Here is a 14383-nt window from a genome sequence, read left to right on the forward strand (position 1 = left end):
TCCGTCCGTGGAAGACTTCATCAGCGCGCTCGTGGTGTTTCTCGTCGTGGTCGATCCGATCGGGCTGGTTCCAATCTATCTCGGCCTCACCCGCGGCTTCGACAGCCGGCGCAAGCGCACGATCGCCCTGCGCGGCCCGCTGATCAGCTTCGCCATCATCGTCTTCTTCGCCTATCTGGGCGAACTGGTGCTGAACGCCTTGTCCATCGGCATGCCGGCCTTCCGCATCGCCGGCGGCGCGCTGCTGTTCTGGATCGCCTTCGAGATGCTGTTCCAACGCCGGGCCGAGCGGAAGGAGCGCACCGCCGACGACGCCCGGACGGAGGAGGAGGCCCACGACCTCGCCGTCTTCCCGCTGGCGATTCCATTGATCGCCGGGCCGGGCGCCATCACCTCCACGCTGTTGCTGATGGACCGCTACGGCGCGACGCTGGGCGGCCAGGGCATGGTGCTGGGCGCCGCCGCGGTCGCCGTGGGCAGCGTCATGGCGCTTCTGGTCGTCGCCGATCTGGTGAACAAGCTGCTTGGCCGCACGGTGATCCACACGGTCAGCCGTGTGCTGGGCATCGTCCTGGCGGCGCTGGCTGCCCAGACGATCATCGAAGGCATCACCGCCGTCTATCCGCCCCACTGATCTGCACAAAGGACATCGTCTCATGGACCGGCACACGCTCAGCAACGGGCGCCTCGGCGCCACGATCAAGGCCGACGGGGCGGAACTGTGCTCCCTGACCCTCGACGGACGGGAACTGCTCTGGCAGGCCGGTCCGGAGTGGCCGCGCCACGCGCCCGTGCTGTTCCCCATCGTCGGCCGGCTGAAGGACGACACGTTGCACCACCGCGGCCGAACCTACCGCATGACCCAGCACGGCTTCGCCCGCGACCGCCGCTTCGCCTGGGAGGAACACACCGCCACCCTCTGCCGCCTGTCGCTGTCCGACGATGCGCAGACCCGCACGCTCTATCCCTTCGCCTTCCGTTTGGAGCTGATCTTTGAGCTGGACGCGGAAGGGCTGACCATCCGCCACCGCATCACCAATCCGGGTGACGAGGCGCTGCCCGCCTCGCTCGGCGTGCATCCGGCCTTCCTCTGGCCGTTGCAGGACGGCGTTCCGAAGGAGGCGCACGAGCTTCTGTTCGAAACCGACGAGCCCGCGCCGATCCGCCGCGTCGAGGGCGGCCTGCTGTCGCCCCATCCGGAGCCGACGCCCGTCGAGGGCCGCCGCCTGCCGCTGAACGAGGGGCTGTTCACGCGGGACGCGGTGATCCTCGACCGGCCGGCCAGCCGCTCCGTCCGCTACGGCGCGCCCGGCACCCCGGCCATCACCATCTCCTGGGAGGGCTTTCGTGAACTGGGTATCTGGTCGAAGCCGGCCGGCGCGCCCTTCCTGTGCATCGAGCCCTGGCACGGCCACGCCTCCCCGGCGGACTTCGACGGGGAGTTCGCGGACAAGCCGGGGCTGCTGCATCTCGCCCCCGGAGCGACGCGGGAGCTGAGCTACCGCATCGCCGTTGGGTAAGGGTCCGGCGTTCCGTCAGCCGCGCTTGTTCAGCGGAACGAAGGCGCGGCCCGGATTGCCGGTGTAGAGCTGGCGGGGGCGCCCGATCTTCTGCTGCGGGTCCTCGATCATCTCCTGCCACTGGGAGATCCAGCCGACGGTGCGGGCCAGTGCGAACAGCACGGTGAACATGCTGGTCGGGAAACCCATCGCCTTGAGGATGATGCCGGAATAGAAGTCGACGTTGGGGTAGAGCTTCTTTTCGACGAAGTAGGGATCCTCCAGCGCGATCTTCTCCAGTTCCATGGCGATGGCGAGGTGCGGCTCGTTCTTGATGCCCATCACGTCCAGCACCTCGTAACAGGTCTGGCGCATGATCTTGGCGCGCGGGTCGTAGTTCTTGTAGACCCGGTGGCCGAAGCCCATCAGGCGGAAGGGATCGTTCTTGTCCTTGGCGCGCTTGATGAATTCGGGGATGCGCTCGACCGAGCCGATCTCCTCCAGCATCAGCAGCACGGCCTCGTTGGCGCCGCCGTGGGCCGGCCCCCACAGCGCCGCGATGCCCGAGGCGATGCAGGCGAAGGGGTTGGCGTGCGACGAGCCGGCCAGCCGCACCGTGGAGGTCGAAGCGTTCTGCTCGTGGTCGGCGTGCAGGATGAAGATCTTGTCCATGGCGCGGGCCAGGACCGGATCGACCTTCCACGGCTCACAGGGCGTGCCGAAGGTCATGTAGAGGAAGTTTTCCGCGTAGCTGAGGTCGTTGCGCGGGTACATGAAGGGCTGGCCGACCGAATACTTGTAGGCCATGGCGGCCATCGTCGGCATCTTGGCGATCAGCCGGTGCGCGGCGATCATCCGCTGCCGCGGGTCGAGGATGTCCGTCGAGTCGTGGTAGAAGGCCGACAGCGCGCCGGTCACGCCGCACATCACCGCCATGGGGTGCGCGTCGCGGCGGAACCCGCTGTAAAAGCGGCTCAACTGCTCATGCACCATGGTGTGGTAGGTGATGGTCCGCTCGAAATCCTCCTTCTGCTGCGGATTCGGCAGCTCGCCGCGCAGCAGCAGGTGGCAGACCTCCAGGTAATCGCAGTTCTCCGCCAGATCCTGGATGGCGTAGCCGCGGTGCAGAAGGACGCCTTCGTCGCCGTCGATGAAGGTGATCGCCGACTCGCAGCTCGCCGTGGAGGTAAAGCCGGGATCGAAGGTGAAATAGCCGGTTTCCGCGTAGAGCTTGCGCACGTCGATGGCGCGCGGGCCGGTTTCGCCTTCCAGCAGCGGCAGCTTGACGGTTTTTCCGGTCGTGTCGTCGGTGACCGTGATGGTTCCGACCTTCTTGACCTCGCCGCGCCAGACCGGCCGGCCCTTGCTGCTCTCCATCGGCCCCTCCTTATGCACGCGTCATCGGGCGTGACGCTGTTTCGTTGCACGTAGGAGACTGTATGAATGGGGGGTGTCGTCAATAGCACTCCCGATAGATGCCACTCCGCCGGGCATAGGCCGTCAGAAGATCCCCGCCTCCAGTCCTGCGGCCATCAGCAGCCCCAACTCTTCGCAGGAGGCGGCGAAATCGTCGCGGTACGGGCCGCGGCAGACCAGCGGTTCCTGCACCGGGCGCCAGCGCAGCCCCGTCGCGATGGAGGCGACGGCGCGGCAGGTCCCCGTTCCGTCATGGCCCGCCCGGACGAACAGCGCGTAGGGCATTCCCTGGGTGCGCTCCAGGCAGGGATAATAGCTGCGGTCGAAGAAATCCTTGAGCGCCCCGCTCATGTATCCCAGATTCTCGGTCGTGCCGAGGATCACGCCCTGCGACTCCAGCACATCCTCCGGCCCGGCCTCCAGCGGCGGCTTGACCACCACCTCCACCCCCTGCACCTCCGGCGAGCGCGCCCCGCGCAGCACGGCCTCCAGCAGCGCCCGCGTGTTGGGCGACGGGCAGTGGGCGACGACGAGGAGGCGTTTGGGCGGCATGATTCGTCCTTTCCACGGCGACTGTACCAACAACACAGGAGGACGTCCCATGAGCGAAGACGCGCGCCGCTTCGTCGTCGTCACGGGTGGCCCCGGCTCCGGGAAAAGCACCCTGATCGACGCGCTGGCCCGCGAAGGCTACGCCCACAGCGTGGAGGCGGGCCGCGCGATCATCCAGGACCAGACGGCCATCGGGGGCCCGGCGCTGCCCTGGATCGACCCGTCGGCCTTCGCGGAATTGATGCTGTGCTGGGAACTGCGCTCCCTCCGTCTCGCGCGGGAGCAGACGGGGACGGTCTTCTTCGACCGCGGCCTTCCGGACGTCATCGGCTATCTGCACCTGATGAAGCGTCCGGTTCCCGCGCATCTGGAAATGGCGGCCCGCCGCTTCCGCTATCACCGGACCGTCTTCGTCGCACCACCCTGGCCGGAGATCTTCGCGCCCGACGCAGAGCGCCGGCAGACCCCGGCCGAAGCCGCGGCGACCCACGATGCCATGGTCGCGACCTACGGCGGGCTGGGTTACGAACTGGTCGAACTGCCCAAGGCGCCGGTGGCGGAGCGGCTGCGCTTCGTCCTGGACCGGCTCGGCCAACCGGGGCCGCTCACGCCCACCCCGCTCACGCCATGAGCTGGCCGCCGTTCACCTCGATCACCTGCCCGGTGATGTAGCCGCTGAGCGCGTCGGACGCCAGGAACAGATAGGCGCCGACGCAGTCCTCCGCCGTGCCGAGCCGGCCCAGCGGAATGCGCGCCGCCGTCGCCGCCAGCTTCTCCGGCGAGGAGTAGCGCTGGTGGAAATCGGTGTCGATGGTGCCGGGCGAGACGGCGTTGACGCGGATGCGGTCCGGCGCCAGCTCCGCCGCGAGGGAGCGGGTGAAGGTCGAGACGAAGGCCTTCGACGCGCTGTAGATCGAGGAACCGGGGCTGCCCCCGGTGCGGGCGGAAATGGAGACGGTGTTGACGATGGCCCCGCCCCCCGCGGCGCGCAACGCCGGCAGGGCGCGCCGGCAGGCGACGACGACCGAGCGCAGGTTGAGGTCGATCACCTCGTCCAGGAAATCGTCGCCGATCCGCTCCAGCGGCACCCGCCCGACCATGGTGCCGGCGTTGTTGACGAGGATGTCCAGCCCGCCCAGCGCCTGCACCGCCGCGTCCACCGCCGACTCCACGGCGCGCGGGTCGCGGAAGTCGCCGGTGACGGCGTAGACCTCCGTCCCGCCCGCGGTGAGGGCGAGCGCCAATTTAGCCGCGGCATCGCTGCCGCCCGACCCGTGGAGCGCCACCCGCGCGCCCAGGCTGGCAAAGGCGGTGCCCACCGCCGCCCCGATGCCCCGGCTGCTGCCGGTCACCAGCACGCGCTTGCCGCGCAGATCCTCGCCCAACAAAGTCATGGCTCCTGTCCCTCAGCGTTCGCGGCGCACGCGGCGCACCGCATCCAGCCAGCCGTCGTAGAGGCGGACGCGCTTGCCCGGTTCCATCCGCGGCTCGAACCGGCGGTCGCAGCGCCACGCACCGGCCAGCGCCGTCTGATCGCGGTAGACCCCGGCCTTCAGCCCGGCCAGCCCGGCCGCCCCCAGCGCGGTCGTCTCGATCACCGCCGGGCGTTCCACCGGCAGGTCCAGCACATCGGCCAGGAACTGGCACAGCCAGTCGTTCGCCGCCATGCCGCCGTCCACCCGCAGCGCGTCGGAGGTCGCCGTGTGCGCGGCCGACCAGTCGGAGACCATGGCGTCGCGCAGGTCGCGGGTCTGGAAGGCCACGGCCTCCAGCGCGGCGCGGGCAATGTGGGCCGGGCCGGCGTCCAGCGTCAGGCCGAAGATGGCGGCGCGGGCCTCCGGGTCCCAGTGGGGGGCGCCCAGGCCCACGAAGGCCGGCACCAGATAGACGCCGTGGCTGTCCGGAACGCGGGTCGCCATGTCGTCGGTCTGGGAGGCGTGGGTGATGATCCCCAGCCCGTCGCGCAGCCACTTGATGGCCGCACCGGCGATGAAGATGGAGCCCTCCAGCGCGTAGGTCGTCCGCCCGTCCAGCCGGTAGGCCACCGTGGTCAGCATGTTGGAGCGCGATTCCACCGGCGCGTCGCCGGTGTTCAGCAGGGCGAAGCAGCCGGTGCCATAGGTGGACTTCACCATGCCCGGCTCGAAGCAGGCCTGGCCGAAGGTCGCCGCCTGCTGGTCGCCGGCGATGCCGGTGATCGGGATGGCGCGGCCCAGCAGGTCCGACTCCGTCGCGCCGAACTCGGCGCTGCTGTCCAGCACCTCCGGCATCATGGCGCGGGGGATGCGGAACAGGGCGAGCAGCTCGTCGTCCCAGTCCTGGCGGTGGATGTCGAAGACCATGCTGCGCGAGGCGTTGGTCGCGTCGGTGGCGTGGACCCGCCCGCCGGTCAGCCGGTGCAGCAGGAAGCTGTCGATGGTGCCGAAACACAGCTCGCCCCGCTCCGCCCGCTCCCGCGCGCCGGGGACATGATCGAGAATCCAGGCGATCTTGGTGGCGGAGAAGTAGGAGTCGATCAGCAGCCCGGTCTTGCGCCGCACCAGCGGCCCGCAGCCCTCCTCCACCAGCTTGCGGCAGAGGTCGGATGTGCGGCGGTCCTGCCAGACGATGGCGCGGTGGACCGGCTCGCCGGTGCGGCGGTCCCAGACGACGGTGGTTTCGCGCTGGTTGGTGATGCCGATGGCGGCGATGTCCGTAGCGCTCAGCCCGGCCTCGCCCACGGCGCCCCGCATCACCGCCACGGTGTCGCGCCAGATGTCCTCCGGATCGTGCTCCACCCAGCCGTCGGCGGGATAATGCTGCGCGAACTCGCGCCGGGCGATCCCGGCGGGAACGCCCCGCCGGTCGAAGACAATGGCGCGGGTGGAGGTGGTGCCCTGATCGATGGCGAGGACGTGGCCGGCTTCAGACATGGTCTTTCCTATGGTCTTTCTTCTTTCCCCTCTCCCGTCCCGGGAGAGGGAGGGACCCACGCGTCAGCGTGGGAGGGTGAGGGTACTGGCAAGGATCAGCACCTTGATCCTCGAACGCCCCTCACCCGGCCCTTCGGGCCACCCTCTCCCGGGACGGGAGAGGGATTCAAGTCATCGCATCACTGCGCCATGGCGGCCTTCTTCGGCGGCGAGGCCGGCCAGGACTTGATCAGCTGGTCGTAGTCCACCGTCTCGCCCTTCGGCTTCTCGTTGGACAGCTTGCGCTGCGGCGCGGTGGTGCCGTCCTTCTCGGCCTTGGCGAACCAGAACTCCGCCGACTCCTTCTTGTTCAGCTTCGGCCCGCATTCACCCTGCACGCCCGACCGTTCCAGACGCTCCATCACGGAATCCTGGGCCGCGGCCAGCGCGTCCATGGCCGCCTGCGGCGTCTTGGCGCCCGAGGAGGCGTCGCCGATGTTCTGCCACCAGAGCTGCGCCAGCTTCGGATAGTCGGGGATGTTCACGCCGGTCGGCGTCCACTGCACCCGCGCGGGCGAGCGGTAGAACTCGATCAGGCCGCCCAGCTTCGGCGCGCGCTCCGTGAAGCTCTTGTCCCAGATGTCGCTTTCGCGGATGAAGGTCAGGCCGACATGGCTCTTCTTCAGGCTGACGGACTTCGACACGGTGAATTGGGCGTAGAGCCACGCGGCCTTGCGGCGGTCCACCGGCGTGGACTTCAGAAGCGTCCAGGACCCAGCGTCCTGATAGCCGAGCTTCATGCCGTCCTTCCAGTAGGCGCCCTTGGGCGAGGGGGCCATGCGCCACTTCGGCGTGCCGTCGGCGTTGACCACCGGCAGCCCGTCCTTGACCATGTCGGCGGTGAAGGCGGTGTACCAGAACATCTGCTGCGCGACGTTGCCCTGCGCCGGCACCGGGCCGGATTCGCTAAAGGTCATGCCGGCGGCCTGCGGCGGCGCGTATTTCTTCAGCCAATCCACGTACTTGATGATGGAATAGACGGCGGCCGGGCCGTTGGTGTCGCCGCCGCGCTCGACCGAGGAACCGACCGGGCTGCAGCCCTCCATGCGCACGCCCCACTCGTCCACCGGCTTGCCGTTCGGAATGCCCTTGTCGCCGTTGCCGGCCATGGACAGCCACGCGTCGGTGAAGCGCCAGCCCAGCGACGGGTCCTTCTTGCCGTAATCCATGTGGCCGTAGACCTTGACGCCGTCGATCTCCTTCACGTCGTTGGTGAAGAATTCGGCGATGTCCTCATAGGCGGACCAGTTGACGGGCACGCCCAGTTCGTAGCCGTACTTGGCCTTGAACTTCTCCTTCAGGTCCGGGCGCTGGAACCAGTCGTAGCGGAACCAGTAGAGGTTGGCGAACTGCTGGTCGGGAAGCTGGTAGAGCTTGCCGTCCGGACCGGTGCCGAAGGATTTGCCGATGAAGTCGTTCACGTCCAGCGTGGGGGACGTGACGTCCTTGCCCTCCCCCTCCATCCAGTCGCTGAGCGCCACGGCCTGCTTGTAGCGGAAGTGGGTGCCGATCAGGTCGCTGTCGTTGATCCAGGCGTCGTAGATGTTCTTGCCGGACTGCATCTGCGTCTGGATCTTCTCGACCACGTCGCCTTCCTGGATCAGGTCGTGGCGCAGCTTGATCCCGGTGATCTCGCTGAAGGCCTTGGCGAGCGTCCGGGCTTCGTACTCATGGGTGGTGATGGTTTCGGAGACGACGTTGATCTCCATGCCGGCGAAGGGCTTGGCGGCGTCGATGAACCACTGCATTTCCTTCAGCTGATCCTCCTTCGACAGGGTCGAAGGCTGGAACTCGCTGTCGATCCAGCGCTTGGCCGCCTCGATGTCGGCGAAGGCCGGGGCCGATGACAGAAGAAGCGCCGCCGCGGATGCGGAGGCGAGATACAGGGCACGCATCGTTTATTCCTCCCGTTTCCATTGTTATAGGCCCGTTCCGGCCGGCAACGGCCGGCCGTCACACCCAGCGGAAGACCGCCGCGGCGTAGAGAAGCGAAAGCGCGGTCGCGTAGTGCACCTCCCCACCCACCAGCCCCAGCCAGGCGAGGTGGATGAAGGCGCTGCCGAGCAGCGTGATGAACAGCCGGTCGCCGCGCGTCGTGGTGATGCCCAGCACGCCGGGGCGCGCCACCTCCGGCCGGTTGAGCGCCAGGACGGTCAGCAGGGTCAGCAGCCCGGCGATGACGGCGAAGAAGGCGCCGGTCTGCCAGGTCCAGGCCATCCAGGCGAGGTGTTCGGTGACGGTGTCCATGGCGGCGTCCTCCCTCCCGTCAGACGCGGCCCAGGGCGAAGCCCTTGGCGATGTAGTTGCGCACGAACCAGATCACCAGCGCGCCCGGCAGGATGGTCAGCACCCCCGCCGCCGCCAGCAGCCCCCAATCCATGCCGGAGGCCGAGACGGTGCGCGTCATCGTCGCCGCGATGGGCTTGGCGTCCACCGAGGTCAGCGTGCGCGCCAGCAGCAGCTCGACCCAGCTGAACATGAAGCAGAAAAAGGCGGTGACGCCGATCCCGCTGGCCACCAGCGGCATGAAGATCTTCACGAAGAAACGTGGAAAGCTATAGCCGTCGAGATAGGCGGTCTCGTCGATCTCCCGCGGTACCCCCGACATGAATCCCTCCAGAATCCACACCGCCAGAGGCACGTTGAACAGGCAATGGGCCAGCGCCACGGCCAGCGGCGTGTCGAACAGCCCGATGGCCGAATAGAGGTTGAAGAAGGGCAGCGCGAAGACCGCCGCCGGGGCCATGCGGTTGGACAGCAGCCAGAAGAACAGGTGCTTGTCGCCCACGAAGCGGTAGCGCGAGAAGGCGTAGGCCGCCGGCAGGGCCAGCGCGATCGACAGCACCGTGTTCAGCGCCACATACTGCAGCGAGTTCAGATAGCCGGAATACCAGGACGAATCGGTGAAGATCCGCCGGTAATTCTCGAAGGTCAGGGTGTGGGGCCACAGCGTCAGGCCGCTGACGATCTCGGTGTTCGTCTTCAGGCTCATGTTCACGAGCCAGTAGATCGGCAGCATCAGGAACAGGATGTAGAGCGTGAGGACGATCCGTGCGCGCAGCATGGCCCGTTTCCTTTGCTAGTTCCGTTGCGCGTCCATGCGGGTCATGACCGTGTAGAAGACCCAGCAGACGGCCAGGATGATCAGGTTGTAGACGATCGACAGGGCCGCGGCCTTGCCCAGGTCGAACTGCCCCAGCGCCAGCTTCACGAGGTCGATCGACACGAAGGTGGTTGAATTGCCGGGGCCGCCGCCGGTCACCACGAAGGGCTCGGTGTAGATCATGAAGCTGTCCATGAAGCGCAGCAGCACGGCGATCAGCAGCACCCGGTGCATCTTCGGCAATTGGATGTTGCGGAACACCGCCCAGCGCGAGGCCCCGTCGATGCGAGCCGCCTGATAGAAGGCGTCGGGGATGGAGCGCAGCCCGGCGTAGCAGAGCAGCGCCACCAGCGAGGTCCAGTGCCAGACGTCCATCGTCACGATGGTCACCCAGGCCGACAGCGGGTCCGCCGTGTAGTTGTAGGGGATGCCCAGCCGGTTGACCGCCCAGCCCAGCAGGCCGATGTCCTCGCGGGCGAAGATCTGCCAGATGGTGCCGACGACGTTCCACGGGATCAGCAGCGGCAGCGCCAGAACCACCAGCGTCGCCGCCACCCGCCAACCATGGCGCGGCATGCTCAGCGCCACGGCGATGCCCAGCGGCACCTCGATCAGCAGGATCAGCAGCGAGAACAGCAGGTTGCGCCACAGCGCGTCGAAGAAGCGCCCGCCGAGGTCGGTGGAGGGGTCGAGAAGCTCCTGGTACCAGCCGATGCCGTTCCAGAAGAACTGGTTGTTCCCGAAGGTGTCCTGCACCGAGTAGTTGACCACCGTCATCAGCGGCAGGATGGCCGAGAAGGCGACGATCAGCAGAACCGGCAGGACGAGCAGCCAGGCTCCCTGGTTGACGGGCTTGTCCATCACGCCGCCTCCCCTTCCACGAGCGTTCCGTCCGCGTAGACATGCACCATGGCGGGGTCGAGCAGCAGCGACGCCTCGTCCCCCGCCAGCGTCAGATCCTCCGGCACCGTCGCCGCCATCGGCAGGCCCGACAGTTCCACCCGCGCGATGCGCGTGCGCCCCAGATCGTCGAGCCGGCGCACCCGCACCGGCACGCCGCCGGACCCGGCGGGGGCCAGCGTGGCGAATTCCGGCCGCACGCCGATCTCGATCCTGGCACCACTCAATGGCCCGCCGTTCAGCGCCGGATAGCCGCGGCGCAGCGCGATGACGTGCCCGCCGACCCGCGCGGCGCGGCCCGACACCTCGGCCGGCAGGACGTTCATCCCCGGCGATCCGATGAAATGGCCGACGAAGACGTGGGCGGGCCGCTCGAACAGTTCCTGCGGGCGGCCGACCTGCACGACGCGCCCGTCATGCATCACCACCACCTTGTCGGCGAAGGTCAACGCCTCCGTCTGGTCATGGGTCACGTAGATCATCGTCAGGTCGAGCGCGCGGTGCAGCGCCTTCAGCTTCGACCGCAACTCCCATTTCAGATGCGGGTCGATGACGGTCAGCGGCTCGTCGAACAGGATCGCCGCCACGTCCGGGCGGACCAGCCCGCGCCCCAGCGAGATCTTCTGCTTGGCGTCGGCGGTCAGGTTCCGCCCGCGCCGGTTCAGGTCCGCCGTCAGGTCGAGCAGCCCGGCGATCTCCCGCACCCGCGCGTCGAGCGGCGCCCCGCGCAGGCCGCGGTTGCGCAGCGGGAAAGCGAGGTTCTCATAGACTGTCATGGTGTCGTAGACGACGGGGAACTGGAAGACCTGGGCGATATTGCGCGCCTCGGTCGGCAGCGCCGTCACGTCCCTGCCGTCGAACAGCACCCGCCCCTCGCTGGGGGTCAGCAGGCCGGAGATGATGTTCAGCAGCGTGGTCTTGCCGCAGCCCGACGGCCCGAGCAGCGCGTAGGCCCCACCCTGTTCCCACACATGGGTCATCGGCTTCAGCGCGTAGTCGTCGTCGCCCTTGGGATTGGATATGTAGCTGTGGCCGAGGGATTGTAGGTCGATGCGCGCCATGCCGTCTCCGCCCTCCCCGTCACGCCGCCATGACCAGCGGCGGCGCCGCGGCCAGCCGCCCGTCATGGCCGAACACGAACAGCCGCCGCGGGTCGATGAAGCACTCGATCCGCTCGCCGGGCTCGACCTCCAGAACACCGCGGGTGACGGCGACCCAGCGGTCCGCCCCGCCATCGGTGCGCGGCAGATCGATGTGGACGAAACTCTCCGAACCGGTGATCTCGCTGACCGCCACCAGACCGCGCAGAGCCACGGCGTCGGCGTGGGGCCGCTCCAGATGCAGGTGGTCGGCGCGGAAGCCGATGGTGTAGTCGTCGTCCGGCAGCTCCGCCAGCACGCCGCGCGCCGGCCCGTGCTCGCCGGTCGCCAGAACGATCTGCAGGCCGCGCTTGTGCACCCGCATGGTGTTGAGCGGGGGGTCGGAGAAGACCCGCGCGCTGGTCAGGTTGGCCGGGCGGCGGTAGACGTCCGGGGTGCGCCCGAACTGCGCCAACCGCCCCTCCCACAGCGTCGCCGTGTTGCCGCGGAGCAGCAGCGCCTCCGCCGGCTCGGTCGTCGCGTAGACGAAGACCGCGCCGGTCGCGGCGAAGATCTTCGGCAGCTCCTCCCGCAGTTCCTCGCGCAGCTTGTAGTCCAGGTTGGCCAGCGGCTCGTCGAGCAGGACGAGCTGCGCCTCCTTGACCAGGGCGCGGGCGATGGCGGTGCGCTGCTGCTGCCCGCCGGACAGCTGCTGCGGCGCGCGCTCCAGGTAGGGCTCCAGCTTCAGCAGGCGGGCGGCCTCCCGCACCTTGCGGTCGATCTCGTCCTTCGGCCGGCGGGCGACCCGCAGGGGGGAAGCGATGTTCTCGTAGACGGTCAGGGACGGGTAGTTGATGAACTGCTGGTAGACCATGGCGACGGAGCGTTCGCGGACGTGCCGCCCCGTCACGTCCACCCCGTCCACCAGCACGCGCCCGGCGCTGGGCACGTCCAGCCCGGCCATCAGCCGCATCAGCGACGTCTTGCCCGACAGGGTCGGCCCCAGCAGAACGTTCAGCGACCCGCGTTCCAGGCTCAGCGACACGTTCTCCAGGTGAACGTGGCCGCCGACATGCCTGCTGACCTTGTCCAGAACCAAGCCCACCGGCCTTCCTCCCCAATATTCATTTTTTCTTTATTGAGATGGTTCTTGTCGCCCTGTTTCCAGCCTGTTTTCCACGCCCGCTATTCGGCAGCGTCGGATGCCCTCTCCCTCCGGCTGCGTTCCTCCGTCATGAAGGCGTCGAGCGCCTGCGCCTGGGCGGCGTCCAGACGCAGCCCCAGCTTGGTCCGGCGCCACAGAACGTCCTCGGCGGTCTCCGCCCACTCCTCCGTCATCAGGTAGCGGACCTCGGCCTCGCTCAGGGTCCCGCCGAAGTCACGGCCCAGATCCTCCGGCCGCGCGGCGCTGTCGAGAATCCGGCGGGCGCGGGTGCCGTAGGTGCGCACCAGCCGCTCCAGATGCGGCAGAGGCAGGAAGGGCGCCCGCCCGCGCAGTTCGGCGGCCAGCGCCGCGACGCCGTCCACCGGGAAATCGCCTCCCGGCAGGGTCCCGGCGCTGCTCCAATCCGACGCTCCAGGTGCGAGCTTCGGCAGGAATGGCGCCAGCTTGGCGATGGCCGCGTCGGCCAGACGGCGGTAGGTGGTGATCTTCCCGCCGAAGATGTTGAGCAGCGCCGCCTTGCCGTCGCCCGGCGCGTCGAGGGCCAGCACATAGTCGCGGGTCGCCGCCTGCGCGGTCGAGGCGCCGTCGTCGTAGAGCGGGCGGACGCCGGAATAGGTCCACACCACGTCGGCGGGCGTCACCGGCTTGGCGAAATAGTCCCCGGCGGCGGCGCAGAGATAGGCGATCTCGGCCTCCGACGCGCGGACGTCCGCCGGATCGCCCTGGTAATCGTTGTCGGTGGTGCCGATCAGGGTGAAGTCGCGCTCGTAGGGGATGGCGAAGACGATGCGCTTGTCGGCGTTCTGGAAGATGTAGCAGCGGTCGTGGTCGAACAGCTTCGGCACCACGATGTGCGAGCCCTGGACCAGACGGATGCGCGCGTCCACCATGGACCGCGCCCCCTGCCGCATCACCTCCGACACCCAGGGGCCGGCGGCGTTGACGAGCGCGCGGGCGCGGATGCTGCTGCGCCGGCCGCTGCGCGTGTCCTCCACCGTCACGGTCCACAGCCCGTCCTCGCGGACGGCGCTCAGGAAACGGGTGCGGGTGCGGATCGTCGCGCCCATGCGGGCAGCGTCCTGCGCGTTCAAGACCACCAGACGCGCGTCGTCAACCCAGCAATCCGAATATTCGAAAGCGCGACCAAAACCCGGCTTCAGCGGCTTCCCCGCCGGATCGTTGCGCAGATCGAGCCCACGCGTGCCCGGCAGTTTCTCCCGCCCGCCAAGATGGTCGTAGAGGAACAGGCCCAGCCGCAGGAACCAGGAGGGCCGCAGGCCGGGCAGATGGGGCAGGACGAAGCGCAGCGGCCAGATGATGTGCGGCGCCATGCGCCACAGCACCTCGCGCTCGCGCAGCGCCTCGCGGACCAGCCGGAACTCGTAATATTCCAGGTAGCGCAGGCCGCCGTGGATCAGCTTCGTCGAGGCCGAGGACGTGCCCGACGCCAGATCCTTCTGTTCGCACAGATAAACGGAGCAGCCCCGCCCCGCGGCATCGCGCGCGATGCCACAGCCGTTGATGCCGCCGCCGACGATGGCAAGGTCGTAGACCCCGGCCATCCATCCCTCCTCTCCGCTGTGCGCCCGCCCGTTGCGGTCTGCGCCTTTGTTTTCGTTTCAAACGGTAGCCGAGGGTTCGGCAGGCCGCAATACGAAAAAAGTGAAAGCGATACGAAAGACCATGGCGCCAACACCCCTCCCTCGTTGGGAGAGCCG

At 68.3% G+C, this 14383-nt stretch carries 14 protein-coding genes; 3 read left to right on the forward strand and 11 right to left on the reverse strand.

The window, feature by feature from the left end; translation table 11 throughout:
- Positions 1-7 precede the first annotated feature (7 nt).
- Both DS837_RS05435 and DS837_RS05440 read left to right on the forward strand, forming a co-directional pair.
- Entirely contained in the window at positions 8-634 is a 627-nt protein-coding gene (locus tag DS837_RS05435) for a MarC family protein (RefSeq protein WP_247889784.1), read from the forward strand.
- A 22-nt stretch (positions 635-656) separates the two neighbouring features.
- Positions 657-1520, forward strand: a complete 864-nt coding sequence (locus DS837_RS05440) for an aldose 1-epimerase family protein (protein ID WP_149163790.1) — start codon at positions 657-659, stop codon at positions 1518-1520.
- A 15-nt stretch (positions 1521-1535) separates the two neighbouring features.
- Here DS837_RS05440 and gltA read toward each other — a convergent pair whose 3' ends face one another.
- Both gltA and DS837_RS05450 read right to left on the reverse strand, forming a co-directional pair.
- On the reverse strand, positions 1536-2876 hold the full coding sequence (gene gltA, locus DS837_RS05445; protein ID WP_149163791.1) for a citrate synthase: 1341 nt from the start codon (positions 2874-2876) through the stop codon (positions 1536-1538).
- Between the two features lie 123 nt (positions 2877-2999).
- Positions 3000-3467, reverse strand: a complete 468-nt coding sequence (locus DS837_RS05450) for a flavodoxin family protein (RefSeq protein WP_149163792.1) — start codon at positions 3465-3467, stop codon at positions 3000-3002.
- Between the two features lie 49 nt (positions 3468-3516).
- On the opposite strand from DS837_RS05450, the gene DS837_RS05455 reads away from it, so the two are divergent.
- Entirely contained in the window at positions 3517-4098 is a 582-nt protein-coding gene (locus DS837_RS05455) for an AAA family ATPase (RefSeq protein WP_149163793.1), read from the forward strand.
- Here the strand turns inward: DS837_RS05455 and DS837_RS05460 are convergent.
- The 9 genes from DS837_RS05460 to glpD all read right to left on the reverse strand — a co-directional run bounded on the left by DS837_RS05460 (position 4088) and on the right by glpD (position 14227).
- The gene (locus DS837_RS05460; RefSeq protein ID WP_149163794.1) at positions 4088-4861 is read right to left on the reverse strand and encodes an SDR family NAD(P)-dependent oxidoreductase; all 774 of its coding nucleotides are present in this window, start codon (positions 4859-4861) and stop codon (positions 4088-4090) included. The genes DS837_RS05455 and DS837_RS05460 overlap by 11 nt on opposite strands.
- A 12-nt stretch (positions 4862-4873) precedes the next feature.
- The gene (gene glpK / locus DS837_RS05465) at positions 4874-6379 is read right to left on the reverse strand and encodes a glycerol kinase GlpK (RefSeq protein ID WP_149163795.1); all 1506 of its coding nucleotides are present in this window, start codon (positions 6377-6379) and stop codon (positions 4874-4876) included.
- 179 nt (positions 6380-6558) lie between these two features.
- Positions 6559-8313 (reverse strand): ABC transporter substrate-binding protein, encoded by a 1755-nt coding sequence (locus DS837_RS05470; protein WP_149163796.1) that lies wholly within the window; start codon positions 8311-8313, stop codon positions 6559-6561.
- Between the two features lie 58 nt (positions 8314-8371).
- A complete protein-coding gene (locus tag DS837_RS05475; RefSeq protein WP_014242528.1) occupies positions 8372-8665 on the reverse strand; it encodes a DUF2160 domain-containing protein in 294 nt (97 codons plus the stop codon).
- 19 nt (positions 8666-8684) lie between these two features.
- Entirely contained in the window at positions 8685-9482 is a 798-nt protein-coding gene (locus DS837_RS05480) for a carbohydrate ABC transporter permease (protein ID WP_014242527.1), read from the reverse strand.
- A gap of 15 nt (positions 9483-9497) precedes the next feature.
- Positions 9498-10382: a carbohydrate ABC transporter permease gene (locus DS837_RS05485; RefSeq protein WP_059399526.1), complete on the reverse strand. Its 885-nt coding sequence runs from the start codon at positions 10380-10382 to the stop codon at positions 9498-9500.
- Positions 10382-11482 (reverse strand): ABC transporter ATP-binding protein, encoded by a 1101-nt coding sequence (locus tag DS837_RS05490; protein WP_149163797.1) that lies wholly within the window; start codon positions 11480-11482, stop codon positions 10382-10384. The genes DS837_RS05485 and DS837_RS05490 overlap by 1 nt, the downstream gene beginning before the upstream one ends.
- A 19-nt stretch (positions 11483-11501) precedes the next feature.
- Positions 11502-12605 (reverse strand): ABC transporter ATP-binding protein, encoded by a 1104-nt coding sequence (locus DS837_RS05495; protein WP_149163798.1) that lies wholly within the window; start codon positions 12603-12605, stop codon positions 11502-11504.
- An 80-nt stretch (positions 12606-12685) separates the two neighbouring features.
- Complete coding sequence (gene glpD / locus DS837_RS05500; RefSeq protein ID WP_149163799.1) at positions 12686-14227, reverse strand: glycerol-3-phosphate dehydrogenase; 1542 nt, start codon at positions 14225-14227, stop codon at positions 12686-12688.
- Between the last annotated feature and the right edge of the window lie 156 nt (positions 14228-14383).

Source organism: Azospirillum brasilense (assembly GCF_008365405.1).
Taxonomy (GTDB): Bacteria; Pseudomonadota; Alphaproteobacteria; order Azospirillales; family Azospirillaceae; genus Azospirillum; species Azospirillum brasilense_D.